The organism is Geodermatophilus amargosae (assembly GCF_041028265.1).
Taxonomy (GTDB): Bacteria; Actinomycetota; Actinomycetes; order Mycobacteriales; family Geodermatophilaceae; genus Geodermatophilus; species Geodermatophilus amargosae_A.
Genome location: NZ_JABGCW010000009.1, coordinates 13,337 through 36,147, shown reverse-complemented (window position 1 = coordinate 36,147; position 22,811 = coordinate 13,337). Strand labels below are relative to the sequence as shown.

Genomic DNA, 22,811 nt, shown 5'->3' with positions numbered 1-22,811 from the left:
ATCAGGAGGCGCGCTCGGCCAGGTCGTCGTCGGCGGCGACCGGCAGGCCGTGCTCGGCGATGAGCGCGGTGTTGGCGACCTCGGCGTCGTCGAGGTGGACGGCGTCGCGCGGGTCGGAGGTGTCGAGCATCCGCGTCTCGTGGCCGCGGCCGACCAGCAGCACGACGTCGGCCCGGCCGGCGGCACGCACCGCGGCGAGGATCGCCGCCCGCCGGTCGGGGACCGTGCGCACCGCGGCATCGGTCCCCATCAGGCCGACCCGCAGCTCGGCCATGATCGCTGCCGGGTCCTCCCCGTGGCTGCCCTCGTTGGTCAGCCAGACGACGTCGGCGGCACGGGCGGACTCGCCCAGCCCCTGCCGCTTGTAGCGGTCCCGGCGGCCGCGGGCGCCGAGGACGAGGTGCACCCTGCCACCGGGCCCGCACAGGTCGCGGGCGGTGGTGATCGCCGCGGCCAGCGCGCGCGGGGTGTGCGCGTAGTCCACGACGACGACCGGCCGGCCGTTCCCGCCGAGCACGGTGTTGCGGCCCCGCGGCGGCGCGGCGGTGGCCAGCCCGTCGGCGATCCGCTCCGGGTCCACCCCGAGCACCCGGCCGGTGGCCCAGGCGGCGGCCAGGTTGGTCACGTGCACCCGGCCGACCAGCGGGCTGTGCACGCGGTGCCCGCCGGTGTCGTCGGCCAGCAGCAGCTCGGTGCCGCCGGTGCCGGTGCGCCAGCCGAGCACCCGGACGTCGGCGTCCTCGCCCGAGCCCACCCGCGTCACCGGGACCGGTGCCTGGTCGGCCAGCCGCCGGCCCCACGGCTCGTCGACGACGACGACGCCGGCCGCCGCCCGGTCGCGCTCGAACAGCCGCGCCTTGCTGGCCCAGTAGTGCTCGATGGTGCCGTGGTGGTCGAGGTGGTCCTCCTCGAACCCGGTGAACACCGCGACGTCGAAGGCCAGCCCGTCGATGCGGCCCACGTCGAGGGCGATCGACGAGGCCTCGACCACGGCCCGCTCGGCTCCGGCCTCGACCATCCAGCGCAGCAGCTCGTGCAGCTCCGGGGCCTCGGGCGTGGTCAGGGACGTCCGGCGCGAGCGGGTGCCGACCTGCGCGCCGAGCGTGCCGACGACGCCGGTGCGGGTGCCGGCGGCGTCGAGCACCCCGCGCAGCAGCGTGCCGGTCGTCGTCTTGCCGTTGCTGCCGGTCACCCCGACCAGGCGCAGCTGCCGGGCGGGGTCACCGGCCAGCAGGGCGCCGAGCGGGCCGAGCTGCGCGCGCACCGAGGGGACGCACAGCTGGGGCAGGCCGGCGTCGACCGGGCGGTCGACGAGCAGCGCCGCGGCTCCGGCGCGCGCGGCGGCCGCGGCGTAGCGGTGCCCGTCGCTGGCGGCACCGCGGACGCAGGCGAACAGCGATCCGGGACCCACCCGGCGGGAGTCGGTGACCAGTCCCCGCACGGTCAGGGCGTCGTCCCCGCCGGAGCGCCGGACGGGACCGCCGGGCACGGTGCGCGCCCGGCGCTCGACGTCCGACCAGGTCACCGCGGGGAGGCGCACCGGACCGACGGTAGGCGGGGCACGACCTTTCTGCAGGACGAGTCGGCCGGACTCCCTCAGGAGGGGGCGGGCACCAGGTTGCGCTCGGGCACCCCGACGGCGTCCTCCGGCGGGGTCATGGGCGGCAGGTCCGCGGTGCGGCGGGGTGCGCGCGCCCGCCAGTGCTCCGGCCGGGCGGCGAGGAGGGCGGCGCCGAGGTCGGTCATCCGGCCGTCGGAGACCAGCGGCGCCCAGTCCATCGCCGAGCGCACGGCGTCGACGAGGGGCAGCAGCGTGCGGGCGACGCCCTTCCGGCGGTGCTGCGGCGCCACGTAGACCTGGGCGACCAGGCCGGTCGACGGCGACCAGCGGACCGCGCCGACCTGGTCGGACCAGGAGACGCCGAGCGCCTCGAACGACGCCTGCCCGACGACGGTGCCCCCGGGGTGGTGCGGGGTGGAGAAGGCGACCAGGTCCACCTGGTCGCCGTCGCCGCCGTGCAGCAGCACCAGCCACAGCAGCGGTGCGCCGGCCGCGACCTCGGGGGACAGGCCGACCCGGTGCGGGACCCGTCCCGGGGCCGCGACGTGCGCCTCCGTGTGCCAGCCCGCGGGGTAGGCGGCCGGCCAGGGCAGGTCGACGACGGCGTCGGCGGGGAACTGGCCGCCGAGCACGCCGACGACCACCGCCCCGCCGTCCGGGGCCGCGTGGCGGGCGTACCAGAGGCGCGCCGGCGCGGCCCCGGAGGCGGTCACGCCGACCGGCGGCGGCGGGCGACGGCGATCGAGCCCGCCCCGGCCGCGGCGAGGGCACCGCCGGCGCCGACCAGCGGGAGGACGTCGGCGCCGGTGTAGGCCAGGCCGCCGGAGGCGGACGCCGCCGCCGGCGCGGTGACGGTGAAGGTCGCCGAGCCGGTGACGCCGCTGGTCAGGCCGGTCATCGACACGGTGTGCGTGCCGGTCTCCAGGCCCGCCGGGACGGTGAAGACGAAGGTCGCGACGCCGCGCGCGTCGGCGGTCACCGTGCCCAGGTCGCGCGGGGTCGAGTACAGGGTGCCGCGCACGGTCTCGCCGGGCCGGAACCCGCCGATGGCGACGGTCTGCTGCCGCCCGGCGACGACGCTGGCGTCGGCGACCGTGGTGGGCACCACCGCGGCCGGAGCGGGGGCGGGGGCCGGCGTGGGCGTGCCGGTCGCCGGGACGGAGGCCGGCCCCCCGGGGCGGGTGACCGGGAGGCGCACCGGGGTGTCCCGCTCGGCGACGGTCCGCGCGGCGGGGACGGTCAGCGTGCGGGCGGTCGTGTCGGCGGTCCAGCCGGCGGGTGCCGACGTCTGCGTGACGGTGTAGGCGCCGGGCAGGTAGCTGCCGTCGAAGGTGGCGGTGCCGTCCGCGCCGGTCGTCGCCGGGACGACGTCGGCGCGGTCGGTGCAGGTCCCACCCGGCAGGGTGCAGAGCTCGAAGACCGCCCCGGCCAGCGTCCCGGTGCCCGAGGCCGCGACGCCCAGCGTGCGGTAGCCGCCCGGTGCCACGAGCCCGGCCGAGAGCGTGTCCCCCTCCTGGTCGGCGGTCGTGTACCCGGTCACGGTCGTCGCGCCGTCGACGAGGACCTGTCCCGAGGTCGGCGGGGTGATGAGCGTGAAGGTGAACTGCGAGTCGGCGGGCAGCCCGATGTCGCCGAAGGGGTCGCTCGTGACGACGCCGCCGACCGGGAACACGCAGGCGGTGGGGGAGGACGACCCGGGGAGCCCCGGGAACCCGATGAACGCGGCGGGAGCGAAGGTGCACGTGGCCGTGGCGTCCGACGGCTGGCCCCCCAGGACGCTGAACGCCAGCTCCACCCTCGCGCCGGTCGGGTCGAACCGGACGCCGTCGGGCAGGTCGCCGGTCACGGCGGACAGTTCCACACCCGTCTTGCCGAGCCCGAAGTGCGCACCCGGCGGCGTCACCGCGGCGGCCGGCGGGGTCTCGCCGGAGGACGGGGTCTCGCCGGAGGAGGGGCCGGGCTCCTCGGCGGGCGCGGGCACTGGGGTGAGCACCTCGGGGACCTGCTCGATCGGGGCCTGCTCGGGTGCGCTGCCGGTGGGAGGTGCGGGGGTCTCCTCGGCCGCGCCCTCCTCGGCCAGTGCGGTGGGGGCGAGGGCCCCGGCCACGGTGAGCAGCCCGAGGGTGGCGACGGCGGTCCGCCCCGCCCGTGGCTTGGCGACATGTGCCAGTGCGGTGCGCGTCATCTCGGGTCCCTGCTGTCGTCTTCCGCCGGTCCGGTGCCGGCAGCGCAGCAGATCGTGGAGCAACTCCAGCCGACCCGGACCGCCCGTCCCGGCGTGTCGGTGGACGGAACGAGGACGTCCGCCGCAGCCGGGACCGGTGGTGCGCGCGGGACGGGCGGGTCAGCGGAGCAGGCGCGCCACCCCGGTGAGCTCCTCCTCGGCGTCGGCGTCGGGGAGCACCTCGCAGCGCGCGGCCAGCCGCGGTGCCCATGCGGCGGGCGCGGACTCCAGCCACGCCGCTCCGGCGTCGGTGAGACGGCCGTCGGAGCGCAGCGGCGCCCAGCCGCGCAGGAAGCGCAGGCCCTCCGCGGCGGTGACCAGGGTGCGGGCCACGCCGCGGCCGCGGTAGACCGGCTCCACGGTCACGGTGTCGACCAGGCCCGAGCGGATCCACCAGCGGACCTCGGCGATCCGGTCGGTCATCCGCACGCCGGCCGCGGCGACCTCGTGCGGGCGGACGACCGTGCCGGGCCGGAAGGCGCTGCCGCGGAAGGCCAGCAGGGAGGCCGCGGGCACCGCGCCCGTCGCGTGGGTGACCTCGGCGAACCACATCGGCGGGCAGGTGTCCGACAGCTCCTCGGCGACGTCGATCCGGACCACCCGGTCGTCCGAGGCGCGGTGCCGGACGTCGACCTGCCAGCCGGCCGGTCGGCGGCCGCGGGCGTCGACGGCGGTCATGTCCACCGGGGTGCCGTCGGGGAAGCGGTCGGAGTTGACGGCCACCAGCGAGTACTCGACCGGGCCGGGACCGCGGCGCAGCAGCCGCGCCCACCACACCGCCGTCGTCCCGGGGGCCGGGTCGGGCAGCGGGGGCACCGCCCGCAGGTGGGGGATCGCCGGCGCCGGGATCGCCGCGTCGTGGGCCGCTGCCGTCATGCTCATGGAAGTCCTCCGCTCGTGCGCCCCGGGGGACCGGGGTGTGCTGCCGCTGACTCTCCGGACCCCGCTTGCGGGTGCCTTGGGGTCCACTAGCGACGCCGCGGGCCGGGCCCGCCGCCCGGCCGGCCGGGGCGCCCGGGGGGCCGGGGATACTGGGGACCCCATGACCCGGATCCCGCGGTGAGCGCGCCGCTGAACCTGCTCAACCTGGAGCGGGTGTCCAAGGCCCACGGCACGACCGTGCTGCTCGACGACGTCTCGCTCGGCGTCGCGTCCGGCGAGCGGATCGGCGTCGTCGGGCGCAACGGCAGCGGCAAGTCCACGCTGCTCGGGGTCCTCACCGGCCGGGAGGACGTCGACTCCGGGCGGGTCACCCGCCGCGGCGACCTCGCCGTCGGCGTCCTCGACCAGTCCGGGACGCTGCCCCCGGGGGCGACCGTCCGCGACGTCGTCCTGCCGGCCTCGCTGTTCGCGGCCGAGCACGAGTGGGCCGCCGACCCCGCCGTCCGCAGCGTGCTGTCGGGCCTGGAGCTCGACCGGCTGGGCCTCGACAGCCCGGTGGCGCCGATGTCGGGTGGCGAGCGGCGCCGAGTCGCGCTGGCCGCGCAGCTCATCCGGCCGCTGGACCTGCTGGTGCTCGACGAGCCGACCAACCACCTCGACGTCGAGGGCGTGGCGTGGCTGGCCGACTTCGTGAAGGACCGGGTGGGCGCGCTCGTCGTCGTCACCCACGACCGGTGGTTCCTCGACGAGGTCTGCACCCAGACGTGGGAGGTCTCCGACGGCGCGGTGCACGCCTACGAGGGCGGCTACGCGGCCTACACGCTGGCCCGCGCCGAGCGCTCCCGCATCGCGGCGGTGAGCGAGGAGCGGCGGCTGAACCTGGTGCGCAAGGAGCTGGCCTGGCTGCGCCGCGGCCCGCCTGCGCGCACCAGCAAGCCGCGCTTCCGGATCGAGGCGGCCGAGGCGCTCATCGCCGACGAGCCGCCGCCGCGCGAGACGATGGCCCTCAAGGGCTTCGCCGCGCGCCGGCTCGGCCGGACCGTCTACGACGTCGAGGACGTGGACTTCTCGGTCCGCACCGATGACGGCCCGCGGCCGCTGTTCCGCGACCTGACCTGGCACGTCGGTCCCGGCGACCGCATCGGCGTCGTCGGCGTCAACGGGGCGGGCAAGACCTCGCTGCTGCGGCTGCTGGTCGGCGAGACCGCGCCCGACCGCGGCACGGTGGTGCGCGGGCAGACCGTGGCACCGGCGTACCTGTCCCAGCACGTCACCGAGCTGCCCGCGACGCTGCGGGTGCTCGAGGCGGTCCAGGAGGTCGCCCGCATCGCCCGCATCGGCGGCCAGGACATCTCGGCCTCGTCCCTGGCCGAGCGGTTCGGCTTCCCGGCGTCACGCCAGTGGACGCCGGTCGGCGACCTCTCCGGCGGGGAGCGACGGCGCCTGCAGCTGCTGCGCCTGCTCATGGCCGAGCCCAACGTGCTGCTGCTCGACGAGCCGACCAACGACCTCGACATCGACACGCTCAACCAGCTCGAGGACCTGCTCGACTCCTTCCCGGGCACGGTGCTGGTGGTCAGCCACGACCGCTACTTCGTCGACCGGGTGTGCGACTCGGTGGTGGCGCTCATGGGCGACGGCTCGATCGCCGCGCTGCCCGGCGGGGTGGAGGAGTACCTCGCGATCCGTGCCGGCGGCGGGGCCGCGCTGACGGCCGCCGCGTCCGGGCCGGCGCCCGCGCCCGGCCCCGCGCCGGCCGCGGCCGGGCCGTCGGCGGCCGAGGTGCGCGCCGCCCGCAAGGAGGCAGCCCGGCTCGAGCGGCGGCTGGAGAAGCTCACCGCCGAGGAGGAGCGGCTGCACGCCCAGCTCGCCGCCGCGGCCACCGACCACGCCAGGGTGATGGAGCTCGACGGGCGGCTGCGGACGCTGCTGGCCGAGAAGGACCAGGTGGAGACCGACTGGCTGGCCGCCGCCGAGCTCGCCGAGGCCTGAGCCGTCCTGGCGCACCGCAGCGCGTCCTGGCTCACCGTGGGCGGTGAGCCAGGACGCAGCACGATCAGGAGACCTGATCACGCGGTGACGGCGGCCTCGGCCCGCGAGCGGGCGATCATGCGCCGGCCGAGCACGACGGGCGCGACGGCGCCGACCAGCGCGAGGGCACCGTGGACCGGGGGCGAGAAGGGGATCACGGCCGAGGCCGCCAGGCAGCCGACGACCGGCAGGAGCAGCCACCAGCCGGTGACCCCGGCGCGGGCGAGGCCGGCGTAGCCCACGACCGGGCCGAGCAGGCCGAACAGGGTGAGCAGCCCCACGACCCCGACGCCGGCGTTGGCGCCCACCGCCTCGAAGAGGCCCAGCGCGGTGGCGGCGTCCAGCTCGCGGCCGATGGCGCCGGTCCAGTAGTCGAAGAGGACGAAGCCGGCCACGGTCACCAGGCCGATCGCCGACACCAGCGCGCCGGCCACGGTCGGGACGCGCCCGCGGCGGCCCCGGACCAGTGCCGGGGCGGCCAGCCAGGCCAGCGCCAGCGCCAGGTTGCCGTAGTGCAGCAGCACCGCCGAGAGCGTGGTGCGGCCCTCGTCGCGGCCCAGGGCGGCGATGTAGTCGGCCGCGGCCGGGGAGTCCTGCGGCGGCGAGGTCACCATGCCGGCCACGTAGAGCAGGGAGCCCGCGATCATGGCGCCGCCGGCGAGCGTGAGCATCAGCGCGCCGGTGCCGCGGGAGGGCTGCTCCGCGGCGGTCGTGGGAGGAGCGGGGAGGGAGGAGGTGGTCATCGGGTCCTCGTCGGGTCGGGCACCGCATCGGCCGGTGCGTCGGCGAGGACTCTCCGGCCGCGGGGGCCCCGGGCACGTCCGTCCCGGCGGACCGACGTCCGTCCGCCGGAGGGAGGAGGCGGCGGTCCCGTCCATCGGCCGCGCGGGGGATCCCGGACGCACCCGCCGGCCCCTAGCGTGCTCGCCGTGCCCCGCTGGTCCTCCTCCCCGTCCGCGCGCCGGCTGGTCTGGCCGGCCCTCGGCGCGGTGCTCGCGACGCTGTCGGTCGTGGAGACGGCGATCGACTCGGCCTTCCGCTTCCCGCTGGTCACGGCGCTGCCCGGCGTCGCGGTCGGGGCGGTCGTGGCGCTGGGCCTCCGGTGGCCCGAGGCGGCCGCGGTCGCCGGCGCGCTGAGCGTCCTGGGCAACCACGTGCTGGGCACCCCCGGACCCGGCGGCGCCCAGCTGATCGGCATGGCGGTGCTCGTCGGGCACGCCGCCGCGGTCCTCCCGGTGCGGCGCGGTTTGCGCGCCGCCGTCGTCGCGACGCTGGTCGTGGTGGCCGCCGGGATCGCGTTCGGGCCCTCGGCGTGGGAGAGCGTCTTCTACCTCGTCGTCACCGGCACCGCCTGGGCGGTCGGGGCGCTCGTCCGGCAGTCGCACCAGCGCTCCCTGGAGCTGCAGTCGCTGGCCGCCCGGCTGGCGGGGCAGCAGGAGGCCGTGGCCGGCGCCGCGGTGGTGGCCGAGCGGGCACGCATCGCCCGCGAGGTGCACGACTCGGTGGCGCACGCGGTGAGCGTGATGGTGCTGCAGATGGGCGGCCTGCGCCGGCTGCTGCCCGACCACCCCGAGGCGCAGGAGGTGCTGCTCGGACTCGAGCGCCTGGGCCGGGAGTCGGTCGACGAGATGCGCCGGGTGGTCGGCATCCTCCGCGAGCGCGCCGACACCGACCCGGCGCCGCAGCCCTCGCTGTCGCGCCTCGACGCCGTCCTCGCCGAGCTGCGCGCCGGCGGGGTCCCGGTCGAGCTCGTCGTCACCGGGCAGCCCGCCGAGCTGCCGCCCCTGGTCGACGTCTCGGCCGTGCGGGTGGTGCAGGAGGCGCTGTCCAACGTGGTCCGGCACGCGGGCGCGGCGGCCACCCGCGTCGAGGTCGCCTGGACGCCGGGCCTGGTGACGGTGACCGTCACCGACGACGGCCGCCCCCGCGTGCCGCAGCCGCCCGGCGCCCCCGGCGGGCACGGCCAGCTCCACATGCGCGAGCGGGTCGCCGTCGCCGGGGGAGACCTGAGCGTGGGACCGGTGCGCGGCGGGGGCTACCGGGTGCGCGCGGGCTTCCCGGTGCCGGCGCCCGCGACCGCCCCCGCGGGGGTGGGTGCGTGAGCATCCGGGTGGTGCTGGTCGACGACCAGTCCATGATCCGCACCGGCCTGCGGATGGTCCTGGCCGCCGAGCCGGACATCGAGGTGGTCGGGGAGGCCGGCGACGGCGCGAGCGGCGTCCGGGTGGTCACCGAGCTCGCGCCCGACGTCGTGCTGCTCGACGTCCGGATGCCCGGGATGGACGGCCTGGAGGCGGCGCGGCGGATCGTCGACGCCGGCCTGCCCACCCGCGTCGTCGTCCTCACCACCTTCGACGAGGACGAGTACGTCGCCGCCGCGCTGCGGGCCGGGGTCAGCGGCTTCCTGCTCAAGGTGGCCCCGCCGGAGGACCTGGTCGCCGCGGTGCGCACCGTGGCCGCCGGCCAGGGGCTGCTCGACCCGGCCGTGACGCTGCGGGTCATCCGGTCCTTCGTCGCCGCCCCGGCGCCCGACCCCGCCCGGGCCGCCGCGCTGGCGCAGCTGACCGGGCGGGAGACCGAGGTCCTCGCGCTGGTGGCGGCCGGGTCGTCCAACGCCGAGATCGCCGCGCGGCTGTACCTGGGTGAGGCGACGGTGAAGACCCACGTCAGCCGGGTGCTGCTCAAGCTCGGCCTGCGTGACCGGGTGCAGGCGGTCGCCTTCGCCTACGAGTCGGGACTGGTGTCCCCCGGACGGTGACCGTCCGCGCACGCGGGGGGCCCACCGGCGGGGCCGGGTAGACTCAGGTCACCGCCGGCCGTCGCGACCGACGTCCCTGGTGTCCCCGAGCCGCCCACGACTCCCGGAGACACGTGCTCGTCCTCCTGCTCCTCCACCTGTTCGCCGGCCTGCTGGCGCCCGCGCTCGTGCGGTGGTGGGGGCGGCAGGCATTCCTCGCCCTGGCCCTCGTGCCGGCCGCGGGGTTCGGCTGGGTGGTGACCCGTCTCGGTCCCGTCCTGGCCGGCGAGGAGCAGCGGGAGACCGTCCCGTGGATCCCCGTCCTCGACCTCGCCGTCGCGCTGCGGCTGGATGCCCTGGCGCTGGCCTTCGCCGCGCTGGTCACCGGCGTCGGGGCGCTGGTGCTGGTCTACTGCGCCCGCTACTTCTCCCCGGGCGAGGAGGGCACCGGCCGCTTCGCCGGGTGCCTCACCGCCTTCGCCGGGTCGATGCTCGGCCTGGTCCTCGCCGACGACATGCTCCTGCTCTACGTCTTCTGGGAGCTCACCACCGTCTTCTCGTTCCTCCTCATCGGCGGCTCGGGACGGCGGCTGGCCGCGCGGCGGGCGGCGTCCCAGGCGCTGATCCTCACCACTGCCGGCGGCCTGGCCATGCTCGTGGGGCTGATCCTCATCGGCCAGGCCAGCGGCTCCTACCTGCTCTCGGAGGTCGTGGCCGATCCCGGCAGCGGCACCGCGATGACGGTCGGCGCGGCCCTCGTGCTCGCCGGCGCGGTGACCAAGTCCGCGCTCGTGCCGTTCCACTTCTGGCTGCCCGCGGCCATGGAGGCGCCGACCCCGGTCAGTGCCTACCTGCACGCCGCCGCGATGGTGAAGGCCGGCGTGTACCTGGTCGCGCGGCTGGCGCCCGGCCTGGCCGACGTCCCGGGCTGGCGGCCGGTCGTGCTCGGCCTCGGCGTGGCCACGATGCTCGTGGGCGGGTACCGGGCGCTGCGCCAGAAGGACCTCAAGCTGCTGCTCGCCTTCGGCACGGTCAGCCAGCTGGGCTTCCTGGTGACCCTGGTCGGCGCGGGCAGCGCCGAGCTCGCCGCCGCCGGGCTGACCATGACCCTGGCGCACGGGCTGTTCAAGTCCACGCTCTTCCTCACCGTCGGCGTCGTCGACCACGCCACCGGCACCCGCGACCTGCGCCGGCTGTCCGGCCTGGGGCGGCGGCTGCCGGTGCTCGCCGTCATCGGCACCGCCGCCGCGGCCTCGATGGCCGGGCTGCCGCCGCTGCTCGGCTTCGTCGGCAAGGAGGCGGCCTTCACCGCGCTGCTCGACGGCGGCCTGCCCGACCGGACCGTCGCCGTGGTCGTCCTCGTCGGCCTGGTCGCCGGCTCGGTGCTCACCGCCGCCTACACCGCCCGCTTCCTCTGGGGCGCCTTCGCCCGCAAGCCCGGCATCCCCGACACCGCGGTCGAGCACCCGCCCGAGGCGCTGTTCCTCGCCGCCCCCGCCGTCCTCGCCCTCACCGGGCTGGTGCTCGGGCCGGCCAGCCCGCTGCTGGACCCGCTGGTCGCCGCCTACGCCGAGACGCTGCCGCTCTACGCCCCCGAGGCCGAGCACCTGGCGCTGTGGCACGGCTGGCAGCCGGCGCTGGCGCTGTCGGCGCTCACCGTGCTCGGCGGTGCCGCGCTGTTCGCCGTCCGCGGGCCCGTCCAGCGCCTGCAGGGACGGGTGGCCGTCGGGGCCTCGGCCGACGAGGGCTACTGGAACGTCGTGCAGGGCGTCGACCGGCTCTCGGTGCTGGTCACCGGCACCACCCAGCGCGGCTCCCTGCCGGCCTACCTCGGCACGATCCTCGTCGTCGTCCTCGCGCTGCCGGGCACGCTGCTGCTCACGCGGGCGCCGTGGCCGGGGGAGTGGCGGGCCTGGGACACCCCGGTGCAGGCGGTCGTCGGCGTCGTCGTCGTGACCGCCGCCGCGCTCACCCTGCGGATCCGCCAGCGGCTGTCCGCGGTGCTGGTCGTGGGCGTCACCGGCTACGGCATCGCCGTCGTCTTCGCGCTGCAGGGCGCCCCGGACCTCGCGCTCACCCAGTTCCTCGTCGAGACGCTGACCCTCGTCGTCTTCGTGCTGGTGCTGCGCAAGCTGCCCAAGGACATCTCCGAGCGGCACAAGCCCCGCGAGCGCGCCGTCCGCGGGGTGATCGCGGTGTCGGTCGGCGCGTTCATGGGCGCGGTCGGCGCGGTGGCGCTGGCGGTGCGGACGGCGACGCCGGTGTCGGCGGACTGGCCCGGCCCGGCGTACGCGTTCGGCGGCGGCAAGAACATCGTCAACGTGACGCTGGTCGACATCCGCGCCTGGGACACGATCGGCGAGGTCTCGCTGCTCGTCGTCGCCGCGACCGGTGTGGCCAGCCTGGTCTTCCTCCGCGGCCGCACCGGCGGGGTGGACCGGGTGACCCGTGCGGACCTGGCCCGGTCCAGCGAGGGCAGCCGCCGCGCGCCGCGGGACCGGTGGCTGGCAGCCACCGCGACGCTCGACCCGGCGCGGCGCTCGGTCGTCCTCGAGGTCATCACCCGGCTGCTGTTCCACACGATCATGGTCTTCTCGCTGTACCTGCTGTTCAGCGGGCACAACGAGCCCGGCGGCGGCTTCGCCGGCGGCCTGGTGGCCGGCCTGGCGCTGGTGCTGCGCTACCTGGCCGGCGGGCGCTACGAGCTGGGGGAGGCCGCCCCGGTGGCCCCGGGCCTGCTGCTGGGCAGCGGGCTGCTGTTCGCCGGCGTCACCGGCGTCGCCGGCCTGCTGCTGGGCGGCGGCGTCCTGCAGACGGCGATCGTGGAGACGACGCTGCCGGTGCTGGGCTCGGTGAAGCTCGTGACCTCGCTGTTCTTCGACTGCGGCGTCTACCTGATCGTCGTCGGCCTGGTCCTCGACGTGCTGCGCAGCCTCGGCGCCGAGCTCGACCGCCAGGAGGACCAGGAGGACCCGATCGAACTGAGCCCCGGGGAGGTGGTGCTCCGATGACCCCCACGATCGTGCTGCCGGTGATGATCGGCGGGCTCTACGCGGCCGGGGTGTACCTGCTGCTCGACCGCAGCCTCACCCGCGTGCTGCTGGGCTTCCTGCTGCTGGGCAACGCGACGAACCTGCTGCTGCTGTCCGCCGGCGGCCCGTCCGGGCTGGCGCCGATCCTCGGCTACTCCGACGCCGACGAGATCAACGACCCGCTGCCGCAGGCGCTGGTGCTGACCGCCATCGTGATCACGTTCGGCATCTCGGCGTTCCTGCTGGCGATCATCCACCGCTCCTGGCGGCTGGCCCGCAACGAGGTCGTCGGCACCGACGAGGAGGACCGCCGGGTCGCCGCCCGCCGGGCCACCGACGCCGACGAGCTCGACCCCGACGACCTCGCCCCCGAGGACCGCGCGGCCATGCACGCCGACTCGCTGCCCGCCGACCTCGAGGAGCTCGCCGACGACGTCGACCTGCCGGCCGGGCAGGGTGCGCCGTGATCGAGGTCCTCGCGCCGCTGCCGGTGCTGCTCCCGCTGCTCGGCGCGGCCGGCGCGCTGCTGGTCGCCCGGCACCCCACCTTCCAGCGCACGCTCAGCACGGTCGTGCTCACCGCGGTGCTCGCCGTCTCGGTGGTCCTGCTGCTCGTCGCCGACGCCGAGGGCGCCGGCGCGGTCTCCGTCGGCGGCTGGCCGGTCCCGCTGGGCGTCGTCCTGGTCGTCGACCGGCTGTCGGCGCTGATGCTGGTGGTCGCCTCGACCGTCGCGCTGGGCGTGCTGGTGTTCGCCGTCGGGCAGGGCGCCGCTGACGGGTCGGAGGAGACGCCGCTGTCGATCTTCCACCCGACGTTCCTCGTGCTCGTCGCGGGCGTGAGCAACGCCTTCCTCGCCGGCGACCTGTTCAACCTCTACGTCGGCTTCGAGATCCTGCTGATGGCCTCCTACGTGCTGCTGACCCTCGGCGGGACGGCGGCGCGCATCCGCGGCGGCATCACCTACATCATCGTCAGCCTGACCAGCTCGCTGCTGTTCCTCGCCGCGATCGGGCTGGTCTACGCCGCCACCGGCACGGTGAACATGGCGCAGCTGGCGGTGCGGCTGGGCGAGCTGCCCGAGGGCACGCAGGTGCTGCTGCAGTCGATGCTGCTGGTCGCCTTCGGGATCAAGGCCGCGGTCTTCCCGCTGTCGGCCTGGCTGCCCGACAGCTACCCGACCGCGCCGGCCCCGGTCACCGCCGTCTTCGCCGGGCTGCTCACCAAGGTCGGCGTGTACGCGCTCATCCGCACCCAGACGCTGCTGTTCCCCGGCGGCGCGCTCGACGACGTGCTCCTCTGGGCGGCGCTGGCGACGATGGTGGTGGGCATCCTCGGCGCCGTCGCGCAGAGCGACCTGCGCCGGATGCTGTCCTTCACGCTGGTCAGCCACATCGGCTACATGGTGTTCGGCATCGCCCTGGGGACGGCGGCGGGCCTGGCCGGTGCGATCTTCTACGTCGCCCACCACATCGCCATCCAGACCACGCTGTTCCTGGTCGCCGGGCTGGTCGAGCGCCAGGGCGGGACGACGGCGGTCGACCGCCTGGGCGGGCTGGCCCGGCGCTCACCGCTGCTCGCGGTGCTGTTCTTCGTGCCGGCGATGAACCTGGCCGGGATCCCGCCGCTGTCGGGCTTCATCGGCAAGCTCGGCCTGCTCGAGGCCGGCGTCGCCCACGGCGGTGCCGCGGCGTACACGCTGGTCGCCGGCGGGGTGGTCACCAGCCTGCTCACGCTGCTCGCGGTCGGCCGCGTGTGGACCCGCGCCTTCTGGCGGTCCCCGAACCAGGCCCCGGTCGAGGACACCGCCGCGGCCGCCGCGGCCGCCGCCACCGAGCGGCGGCGCCCCGCGGACGAGGGCGTCCCCTCCGACGACGCGGCCTCCGACGACGCCCCGCCGCGCACCGCGCTGCAGGACGCCTGGCGCCGGCACACCGCGGTGGCGACGGCGACCGAGGCGCAGATGCCACCCGCCGCCGGGGCGGTCCGGGCGCTGCGCCCGCTGCCCCGGACGATGGTGGGGGCGACCGCGGCACTGATGGCGCTCACGGTGGCCCTCACCGGGCTGGCCGGGCCGCTGTACGGCCTCGCGGACCGGGCCGCGACCGACCTGTTCGACCGCACGCCCTACGTCTCGTCGGTGTTCGGGGAGGAGGCGCCGTGACCGTCGAGCCCGCCGCCACCCGGCTGCGCCACCAGGTGCCGCTCGCCGTCTGGCTGGTGCTGGTCTGGATGCTGCTGTGGGGCAGCTGGTCGTGGGCGAACCTGCTCTCCGGCCTGCTCGTCGCGCTGGCCGTGCTGGTCCTGCTGCCGCTGCCGCACGTGGTCGGCGGCGTGCGGGTGCGTCCGGGGCCCCTGCTGGCGTTCTCCGGGCACTTCGTCCGGGACCTGTTCGTGTCCGGGGCCGAGGTGGCCTGGCAGGCCCTGCGGCCGCTGGGGGTGCACCAGACGGCGATCGTGCAGGTGCAGCTGCGGGTCGACTCCGACCTGCTGCTCACGATGGTCGCCGAGGCGACCTCGCTGGTGCCCGGCTCGCTGGTGCTCGACCTGGACCGGGAGCGGCGGGTGATGACTCTGCACCTGCTGCCGATCCGCGACCATGCCGACGTCGAGCGCAAGCGGGCCAACGTCCTGGTGGTCGAGGAGCGGCTGGTGCGCGCCTTCGGCTCGGCCGACGACGTCGCCGCGCTCGAGCGCGCCCGCACGGAGGTGGCCGCGCGGTGACGGTGGTGAGCGCGGCGCTGTACGCGCTGATCGGCGGAGGGGCGCTGCTCGCCCTCGTCCGGCTGGTGCGCGGGCCGTCCCTCCTGGACCGGGTGGTCGCCACCGACACCCTGCTGGTGATCATCTCCGCGGGCATCGCGGTCCACGTCGCGCTGGTGCGCGACCCGACGCTGGTCCCGGTGCTGGTCGTGGTGTCGCTGCTGGCCTTCGTCGGCTCGGTGTCGGTCGCCCGCTACGTCGGCGGGATGCTCCTGCGCTCGCGCACCGGGGACGGCCGGGACCTCGGCCTGCCGGTGGCCGCCGAGGAGAGGGAGGGCCGGTCGTGACCGCGCTCGCCGACGTCGTCGCCTTCACCTGCCTGCTGGTCGGCGCCGTCCTCTGCCTCACCGCCGGGCTGGGGCTGGTGCGCTTCCCCGACGTGCTGTCCCGGATGCACGCCGGCACCAAGCCCCAGGTGCTCGGCGTCCTGCTCGTCATGGTGGGGGCCGCCATCCGGCTGAACGGCTGGGCCAACGCCTGGATGCTGCTGCTCGTGGCGGCGTTCCAGCTGCTGACCGCGCCCGTCAGCGCCCACCTGATCAGCCGGGTCGCCTATCGCCGCCGGCACGTCCGGCGCGACCTGCTGCTCGTCGACGAGCTGGGCAGCGCCGGTCACCAGGACGACGTCTACCGGGGTGACGAGCCCGGCGACGCCCCACCCGAGGACCCCGGAGCCCCCCTGCGCGGCTGAGGTGACGGCCGGAGCGGCGTGCGCACGCCGCTCCGGCCGCCCTGGTCAGCGCTGGGCGCGGTTGACCGCGGAGACCACCGCGCGCAGCGACGCGCTGACGATGTTCGGGTCGATGCCCACGCCCCACAGCACGCGCTCGCCGACGGCGCACTCGACGTAGGCGGCGGCACGGGCGTCACCGCCGGCGCTGAGGGCGTGCTCGGCGTAGTCCAGGACGCGGACGTCGACGTCGAGGGTGCGCAGCGCCTCGACGAACGCCGCGATCGGCCCGTTGCCGCGGCCCTGCACGGTGACCGGGACGCCGTCGGCGATCAGCTCGACCACCATCTCGTCGAGCTGGTCGCCGTGGGTGGTGTGCCGGTGCCCGGTGAGGGCGAAGCGGCCCCACGGGGCGTCGGGGTCGGGCAGGTACTCGCTGCTGAAGGCGGCCCACATCTGCTGCGCGGTGACCTCACCGCCCTCGTCGTCGGTGTGCCGCTGCACGACGGCGCTGAACTCGATCTGCAGCCGGCGCGGCAGGTCGAGGTGGTTCTCGGTCTTCATGACGTAGGCGACGCCGCCCTTGCCGGACTGGCTGTTGACCCGGATGACGGCCTCGTAGCTGCGGCCGACGTCCTTGGGGTCGATGGGCAGGTACGGGACCGCCCACCGCATCTCGTCGACCGGCTTCCCGGCGTCGGCCGCGTCGGCCTCCAGCGCCCGGAAACCCTTGTTGATGGCGTCCTGGTGGGAGCCGGAGAAGGCGGTGTAGACCAGGTCGCCGCCGTAGGGGTGCCGCTCGTGCACCCCCAGTTGGTTGCAGTACTCGACGGTGCGGCGGATGTCGTCGATGTCGGAGAAGTCGATCTGCGGGTCGATGCCCTGGCTGAACAGGTTCAGGCCCAGGGTGACCAGGTCGACGTTGCCGGTGCGCTCGCCGTTGCCGAACAGGCAGCCCTCGATGCGGTCGGCGCCGGCGCGGTAGCCGAGCTCGGCGGCGGCGACGGCGGTGCCGCGGTCGTTGTGCGGGTGCAGGGACAGGACGACGGCGTCGCGGCGGCCCAGGTTGCGGTGCATCCACTCGACCTGGTCGGCGTAGACGGTGGGCTCGGCCATCTCGACGGTCGCCGGCAGGTTGAGGATGGTCGGCCGGTCCGGGGTCGGCTCCCACACGTCGGTGACGGCGTTGCAGATCTCGACGGCGAAGTCGAGCTCGGTGCCGGTGAAGGACTCGGGGCTGTACTCGAAGCGGATCTCGGTGTCCCCGGCCTGCTCGGCCAGCTTGCGGACCAGCTGGGCGCCGTGGACGGCGATGTCGACGATGCCGGCGCGGTCGCTGGCGAAGACGACGCGGCGCTGCAGGGTGCTCGTCGAGTTGTAGAGGTGCACGATCGCCTGCCGCGCGCCGCGCAGGGACTCGAAGGTGCGCTCGATCAGCTCGTCCCGGGCCTGGGTGAGGACCTGGATCGTGACGTCGTCGGGTACCAGGTCGTCCTCGACGAGCTGGCGGATGAAGTCGTAGTCGGTCTGGCTGGCCGCCGGGAAGCCGACCTCGATCTCCTTGTAGCCCATCCGCACCAGCAGCTCGAACATGCGGCGCTTGCGGTCGGGGGACATGGGGTCGATCAGGGCCTGGTTGCCGTCGCGCAGGTCGACGGCGCACCAGCGGGGGGCCGCGGTGGTGGCGCGGTCGGGCCAGGTGCGGTCGGGCAGGTCGACCTGCTGGAACGGGGCGTAGCGGGAGATCGGCATCCCCGAGGGACGCTGCGGGTTGCGGGCGTGCGGGTGCTGCGGGCTGCTCACGGTGGTGTGACTCCTCTGGCGCGGGCTGGACTGTCGCTCCGGGGGCGGTCAGCGGGCGCCGGGACGTCTTCGACCACGGCAGGATCTCCGCGGCGAGGGAGCCGACCTAGGAGGAGGCCTCGCCGCGGCGGGTAAGCAGGAGGCTGCCGCGCACGGGGCCACGGTAGCAGCGGGTCAGCTCAGGTCGCAGCCGCACACGCAGTCCGGCGCGTGCCGCTCCAGGCGGCCGGGGGTGGGCGGGCGCTCGTGGAGCAGCAGCTCCTCACAGGCCGGCGGGCACTCGCAGCGGAAGCCGCCGACGCCCGGCCGGCCCCGGTCCTCCTCCAGGTGCCGCGCGCGCTCCTCGGCGCGGGCCCGCTCCGCGGCCGCCCTCCGGGCCGCGGCCCGCTCGGCCAGCGAGTCGCCGGGCCGGGGGAGCTGGTGGTCGCCGGGGACCCCACCGCGCGCCTGCCGGAACCGGTCCCGCCAGGTCCGGTCGCGGGTGAACGTGTACGTGACCGGGCGGCGGTCGAACCGGTGCGGCCCGTGCCACCAGCCGTCGTCGCCGTGCCGGGTGTCGAGGTGGGCCGGGAAGTGCCGCCCGCCCTCGTCCCGGACGGCGCCGCCGTGCATCGGCGCCACCTCGTCGCCCTGGGCGTCCAGCAGCACGAGCCGCAGCCCCGCGACCGCCGCCAGCCGCGCCAGCGCGCGGGCGTCCAGTCCGCGCGTCCCCGCCTCCGCGGCTGCGACGGTGGAGGCCGGGACGCCGCCGCTCCGCGCCAGCTCCCGCTGGGACAGGTCCGCGGCGCGGCGGATCCTCCGGAGCAGGCCGGACAGGTCGAACTCGGACACCCGGCCAGCGTGCGTGCGCGGCACGCCGTCCGAGCGCCGGCATGTCCTGCTGTGGAAGCTCGTGCTCTGCCCACACGTGTGGGCAGAGCACGAAGGCGGGAGGTGCTAGGGGTCCGCGCCAACTCGTGCTCTGCACACGTGTGTGAGCACAGCACGAAGGCGGGAGGTGTCGGGGGTCCGCGCGAGCTCGTGCTCTGCCCACGTGGGTAGGCAGAGCACGACTCCGCTCAGGAGCGATCACTCCGTGGGCGGCCGGCGCACGTACAGCGCGCCGGGGTCAGAACTCCCCGCGGCGGCGGAGGCGGAGCGGGCGGCCGTCCGGGTCGTCGACGAGGCGGTACAGCGGTGTGGCCCAGAGCCGGGTGGGCAGGGAGAGGCGCTCGGGCTGGTGGTGGCGCAGCCGGCCGCGCGGGCGCGGGCCGCGGCGGCCCCCGGCGTGCCAGGCGTCGAGCTCGTCGGCCTGGGCCTCCAGCGTGGTGACGAAAGCCGCGGGGTCGAGCAGGTCGGCGTCCTCGCTGCCGTCGGCGGCGCGGTCGGTGTGCTCGCGGGCGAGGACCAGCCGCAGGTCCCGGGCGAAGGTGCGGGCGCCGTCGCCGGTGCCGGCGGGGTCGCGCGGCTCGCGGGGGTCCAGCGTCGTGTCGAGGACGGCGCTGGACAGCTCGCTGTCGTGCGTCCACGAGCGGCGGTTGAAGTTGTCGCTGCCGACGCTGGCCCACACGTCGTCGACCACGCACACCTTCGCGTGCACGTAGACCGGCGTCCCCTCGTGGTTCTCGATGTCGAACACGTGCACCCGGTCCCGGCCGGCCCGGCGGCACATCTCCAGCGCCTGCCAGCGGCCCACGTACTGCGGCGTCTTGCCGATCGCGCCGTCCTGGTCGGGGACGCGGGGGACGACGACGACGAGGTGCAGGTCGGGGTGCTCGCGCAGCGCGTCGGCGAACAGCTGCGCGACCTCGCCCGACCACATGTACTGGTCCTCGAGGTAGATCAGCCGGCGGGCCCGGCGGACGGCCTTCGAGTACCCGCGGGCGATCGAGCGCTCCCCGTCGGGCGCGAAGCGGTACGGCGGGCGGATGGCCGGATAGGTGCGGAGGTTCTGCACCACGTGCGGCCCCATCCGCGGCGGAGCGGGCAGCTGCGGCGCCAGCCGGTCGGCGAACATCCGGCTCTTCCGCAACCGGTCGACGACGTGGGCGATGGGGTTGCCCTGGTCGGGGTCCATCGGGTCGTCCCAGCGCTCCCGGAACACCGTGTCCAGCGCCGCGACCGCCGGGCCGCGGATCATCAGCTGCACGTCGTGCCACGGCGGCGTCGGGCCGTAGGCCGCCGCCATCGGGACCGACTGCGGGTCGCCGCGGTGGTCGGCGTCGTCGCGGCGGCTGTGGCACAGGTCGATGCCGCCCACGAAGGCGACGTCCTTCGTGGCGTCCTGGTCGTGCCGGCAGACGACCAGCTTCTGGTGGTGGCTGCCGCCGCGGCGCACCCGCTGGTCGAGCACCACCAGGCCGCCGCCGTCCTCGACCTCCTGGTCCAGCGCCCGGTTCTCCCGCGAGCTGAACGACAGCCAGTCCACGTGCGAGCGCCACACCAGCCCGCGCACGGTCACGCCGCGCTGCACGGCCTCGGTGAACAGCTGCGCGACCGTCGGCCCGCCGGGGCGCAGCTCCTCGTCGGGATCCCCGCGCCAGTCGGTGAAGAACAGCTGGTCGTCCTCGTCGAGGACCTGGACGCACTCGACCAGCCGGTCGAAGTATGCCGTGCCGTGTACCAGGGGCACGGCGAGGTTGCCCTCGGTCCAGGCGGGCAGGTCGGTGGCCGCGTTGCCCCGTTCCTCGGCGCTGAGCAGCCAGTCCTCGGGAGCGGTCACCCCGTGATCACAGCGCGCGCCGCGAAGGGGCGCAATGGGGCGGTGCCGGGCTTGGTCACGGGATCGGCGGCCGGCATCGGTAGCCTGTGGACCCGTGGCCCTCGTCGTGCAGAAGTACGGTGGCTCCTCCGTGGCCTCCGCCGCCCACATCAAGCGCGTCGCGGAGCGCATCGTCGCGGAGAAGAACGCCGGCAACGACGTCGTCGTCGTGGTCTCGGCGATGGGTGACACCACCGACGAGCTGCTCGACCAGGCCGCGCAGATCACCGACGACCCGCCCGGCCGCGAGCTCGACATGCTGCTCACCGCGGGGGAGCGGATCTCCATGGCGCTGCTGGCCATCGCGATCAACACGCACGGCTACGAGGCCCGCTCGTTCACCGGCTCGCAGGCCGGGGTGATCACCACCTCCAGCCACGGCAAGGCGCGGATCATCGACGTCACGCCCGGCCGGCTGCGCTCGGCGCTCGACGAGGGGTCGATCGTCATCGTCGCGGGGTTCCAGGGCGTCAGCCAGGACACCAAGGACATCACCACGCTCGGCCGCGGCGGCTCGGACACCACCGCGGTCGCCGTCGCCGCGGCCCTGCGCGCCGACGTCTGCGAGATCTACACCGACGTCGACGGCGTCTTCACCGCCGACCCGCGGATCGTCCCCAACGCCCGCCGGCTCGACACCGTCACCTACGAGGAGATGCTCGAGCTCGCGGCCTCCGGCGCGAAGGTGCTCGTGCTCCGCTGCGTCGAGTACGCCCGCCGCTACGGCATCCCGGTGCACGTCCGCAGCTCCTACTCACAGCTCCCCGGCACCGTGGTGGCCGGCTCGATGGAGGACCTCAGCGTGGAACAGGCGATCATCACCGGCGTCGCGCACGACCGCAGCGAGGGCAAGATCACCGTCTACGGCGTCCCGGACCGGCCGGGCGAGGCCGCGCAGCTCTTCCGCGTGCTCGCCGACGCCGAGATCAACATCGACATGATCGTGCAGAACGTGTCGGCCGAGACCAGCAAGCTCGCCGACATCTCCTTCACGCTCCCCAAGAGCGACGGCCCGGCGGCGCTCGCCGCGCTGGAGAAGGTGAAGCACACGGTCGGCTACAGCGACGTCCGCTTCGACCAGCACATCGGCAAGGTGAGCCTGGTCGGCGCCGGCATGCGCAGCCACCCCGGCGTCTCGGCCCGCTTCTTCGGCGCCCTGGCCGACGCCGGTGTGAACCTCGAGCTCATCAGCACCTCGGAGATCCGCATCTCCGTGGTCTGCCGCGACACCGACGTCGACCTCGCCGTCCGCGCGGTGCACGACGCCTTCGACCTCGGCACCGACGAGGCGCAGGCCGTGGTCTACGGAGGGACCGGACGATGACCGCGTTCAGCAGTGACGGCCTGCGGGTCGGGATCGTCGGCGCCACCGGGCAGGTCGGCGCCGTCATGCGCCAGATCCTCGCCCAGCGGCGCTTCCCGCTCAGCGAGCTGCGGTTCTTCGCCAGCGCCCGCTCCGCCGGCAGCACCCTGCCGTGGGGGGACGGCGAGATCACCGTCGAGGACGCCGCGACCGCGGACCCTGCCGGCCTCGACGTGGCGCTGTTCTCCGCGGGCGCGAGCACCTCGCGGGCGCAGGCGCCGCGGTTCGCCGGGGCCGGCGTGACCGTCGTCGACAACAGCTCCGCGTTCCGCCGCGACCCCGACGTGCCGCTGGTCGTCGCCGAGGTCAACCCGCACGCCCTGGCCGACATCCCCAGGGGCATCGTCGCCAACCCGAACTGCACCACGATGGCCGCGATGCCGGTGCTCCGGCCGCTGCACGACGAGGCGCAGCTGGTCCGGCTGGTCGCCAGCACCTACCAGGCGGTGTCCGGCAGCGGCGTGGCCGGCGTCGAGGAACTCGACGGGCAGGTGAAGGCGGTCGTCGACAAGGCCGCCGAGCTGACCCACGACGGCGCCGCGGTGGCCTTCCCCGAGCCGCGCAAGTACGTGCGCCCGATCGCCTTCAACGTGCTGCCCATGGCCGGCTCGCTGGTCGACGACGGCTCGTTCGAGACCGACGAGGAGCAGAAGCTCCGCAACGAGAGCCGCAAGATCCTCGGCATCCCCGACCTGCGGGTGTCGGGCACCTGCGTACGGGTGCCGGTGTTCACCGGGCACTCGCTGTCGCTCAACGTCGAGTTCGCCCGGCCGCTGACGGTCGCGCGGGCCACCGAGCTGCTCGCGGAGGCACCCGGCGTGCAGCTCACCGACGTCCCGACGCCGCTGCAGGCCGCCGGGCAGGACCCCAGCTACGTCGGGCGCATCCGGCAGGACCAGGGCGTCGACGACGACCGCGGGCTGGTGTTGTTCGTGAGCAACGACAACCTCCGCAAGGGCGCGGCGCTCAACACCGTCCAGATCGCCGAGCTGCTGCTCCGGCGCTGAG

19 protein-coding genes are annotated in these 22,811 nt (G+C 75.6%); 11 read left to right on the top strand and 8 right to left on the bottom strand.

The window, feature by feature from the left end:
* Position 1: 1 nt before the first annotated feature.
* The 4 genes from HLV61_RS11570 to HLV61_RS11555 all read right to left on the bottom strand — a co-directional run bounded on the left by HLV61_RS11570 (position 2) and on the right by HLV61_RS11555 (position 4,667).
* Positions 2 to 1,540, bottom strand: a complete 1,539-nt coding sequence (locus tag HLV61_RS11570; protein WP_369255474.1) for a Mur ligase family protein — start codon at positions 1,538 to 1,540, stop codon at positions 2 to 4.
* Between the two features lie 56 nt (positions 1,541 to 1,596).
* Positions 1,597 to 2,274 carry a GNAT family N-acetyltransferase gene (locus HLV61_RS11565; RefSeq protein WP_369255472.1) on the bottom strand — a complete coding sequence of 226 codons (678 nt, stop codon included), beginning with the start codon at positions 2,272 to 2,274 and terminating at the stop codon, positions 1,597 to 1,599.
* Positions 2,271 to 3,746, bottom strand: a complete 1,476-nt coding sequence (locus HLV61_RS11560; RefSeq protein WP_369255470.1) for a SpaA isopeptide-forming pilin-related protein — start codon at positions 3,744 to 3,746, stop codon at positions 2,271 to 2,273. Before HLV61_RS11560 ends, HLV61_RS11565 begins: the two co-directional genes overlap by 4 nt.
* Positions 3,747 to 3,905: 159 nt before the next feature.
* Positions 3,906 to 4,667 (bottom strand): hypothetical protein, encoded by a 762-nt coding sequence (locus HLV61_RS11555; protein ID WP_369255468.1) that lies wholly within the window; start codon positions 4,665 to 4,667, stop codon positions 3,906 to 3,908.
* Positions 4,668 to 4,844: 177 nt separating this feature from the next.
* Here HLV61_RS11555 and HLV61_RS11550 point away from each other — a divergent pair, with 177 nt between their 5' ends.
* Positions 4,845 to 6,659 carry an ABC-F family ATP-binding cassette domain-containing protein gene (locus tag HLV61_RS11550; RefSeq protein WP_369255466.1) on the top strand — a complete coding sequence of 605 codons (1,815 nt, stop codon included), beginning with the start codon at positions 4,845 to 4,847 and terminating at the stop codon, positions 6,657 to 6,659.
* Positions 6,660 to 6,736: 77 nt separating this feature from the next.
* Here HLV61_RS11550 and HLV61_RS11545 read toward each other — a convergent pair whose 3' ends face one another.
* Positions 6,737 to 7,441 (bottom strand): hypothetical protein, encoded by a 705-nt coding sequence (locus tag HLV61_RS11545; RefSeq protein WP_369255464.1) that lies wholly within the window; start codon positions 7,439 to 7,441, stop codon positions 6,737 to 6,739.
* Between the two features lie 186 nt (positions 7,442 to 7,627).
* On the opposite strand from HLV61_RS11545, the gene HLV61_RS11540 reads away from it, so the two are divergent.
* From HLV61_RS11540 to mnhG, 8 genes are all read left to right on the top strand, one after another.
* Entirely contained in the window at positions 7,628 to 8,800 is a 1,173-nt protein-coding gene (locus HLV61_RS11540) for a sensor histidine kinase (RefSeq protein ID WP_369255462.1), read from the top strand.
* Positions 8,797 to 9,456 carry a response regulator gene (locus tag HLV61_RS11535; protein WP_369255460.1) on the top strand — a complete coding sequence of 220 codons (660 nt, stop codon included), beginning with the start codon at positions 8,797 to 8,799 and terminating at the stop codon, positions 9,454 to 9,456. The genes HLV61_RS11540 and HLV61_RS11535 overlap by 4 nt, the downstream gene beginning before the upstream one ends.
* A 113-nt stretch (positions 9,457 to 9,569) precedes the next feature.
* Positions 9,570 to 12,446: a Na+/H+ antiporter subunit A gene (locus HLV61_RS11530; protein ID WP_369255458.1), complete on the top strand. Its 2,877-nt coding sequence runs from the start codon at positions 9,570 to 9,572 to the stop codon at positions 12,444 to 12,446.
* Positions 12,443 to 12,934 carry a Na(+)/H(+) antiporter subunit C gene (locus tag HLV61_RS11525; RefSeq protein WP_369255457.1) on the top strand — a complete coding sequence of 164 codons (492 nt, stop codon included), beginning with the start codon at positions 12,443 to 12,445 and terminating at the stop codon, positions 12,932 to 12,934. Before HLV61_RS11530 ends, HLV61_RS11525 begins: the two co-directional genes overlap by 4 nt.
* Complete coding sequence (locus HLV61_RS11520) at positions 12,931 to 14,628, top strand: Na+/H+ antiporter subunit D (protein WP_369255455.1); 1,698 nt, start codon at positions 12,931 to 12,933, stop codon at positions 14,626 to 14,628. The genes HLV61_RS11525 and HLV61_RS11520 overlap by 4 nt, the downstream gene beginning before the upstream one ends.
* Positions 14,625 to 15,188, top strand: a complete 564-nt coding sequence (locus HLV61_RS11515) for a Na+/H+ antiporter subunit E (RefSeq protein ID WP_369255453.1) — start codon at positions 14,625 to 14,627, stop codon at positions 15,186 to 15,188. Before HLV61_RS11520 ends, HLV61_RS11515 begins: the two co-directional genes overlap by 4 nt.
* Complete coding sequence (locus HLV61_RS11510; protein ID WP_369255451.1) at positions 15,185 to 15,514, top strand: monovalent cation/H+ antiporter complex subunit F; 330 nt, start codon at positions 15,185 to 15,187, stop codon at positions 15,512 to 15,514. The genes HLV61_RS11515 and HLV61_RS11510 overlap by 4 nt, the downstream gene beginning before the upstream one ends.
* A complete protein-coding gene (gene mnhG / locus HLV61_RS11505; RefSeq protein WP_369255449.1) occupies positions 15,511 to 15,918 on the top strand; it encodes a monovalent cation/H(+) antiporter subunit G in 408 nt (135 codons plus the stop codon). The genes HLV61_RS11510 and mnhG overlap by 4 nt, the downstream gene beginning before the upstream one ends.
* Before the next feature lie 45 nt (positions 15,919 to 15,963).
* Here the strand turns inward: mnhG and leuA are convergent, their stop codons facing one another.
* The 3 genes from leuA to HLV61_RS11490 form a co-directional block, all read right to left on the bottom strand.
* Positions 15,964 to 17,700 carry a 2-isopropylmalate synthase gene (gene leuA / locus HLV61_RS11500; RefSeq protein WP_440284607.1) on the bottom strand — a complete coding sequence of 579 codons (1,737 nt, stop codon included), beginning with the start codon at positions 17,698 to 17,700 and terminating at the stop codon, positions 15,964 to 15,966.
* A gap of 174 nt (positions 17,701 to 17,874) precedes the next feature.
* Positions 17,875 to 18,531, bottom strand: a complete 657-nt coding sequence (locus tag HLV61_RS11495) for a helix-turn-helix domain-containing protein (protein WP_369255447.1) — start codon at positions 18,529 to 18,531, stop codon at positions 17,875 to 17,877.
* 277 nt (positions 18,532 to 18,808) lie between these two features.
* Positions 18,809 to 20,401, bottom strand: coding sequence for a phospholipase D family protein (locus tag HLV61_RS11490; RefSeq protein ID WP_369255445.1), 1,593 nt, complete (start codon positions 20,399 to 20,401; stop codon positions 18,809 to 18,811).
* Between the two features lie 94 nt (positions 20,402 to 20,495).
* Here HLV61_RS11490 and HLV61_RS11485 point away from each other — a divergent pair, with 94 nt between their 5' ends.
* Positions 20,496 to 21,764, top strand: a complete 1,269-nt coding sequence (locus tag HLV61_RS11485; RefSeq protein WP_369255443.1) for an aspartate kinase — start codon at positions 20,496 to 20,498, stop codon at positions 21,762 to 21,764.
* A complete protein-coding gene (locus HLV61_RS11480) occupies positions 21,761 to 22,810 on the top strand; it encodes an aspartate-semialdehyde dehydrogenase (RefSeq protein ID WP_369255441.1) in 1,050 nt (349 codons plus the stop codon). The genes HLV61_RS11485 and HLV61_RS11480 overlap by 4 nt, the downstream gene beginning before the upstream one ends.
* The last annotated feature ends 1 nt before the right edge of the window (position 22,811 follow it).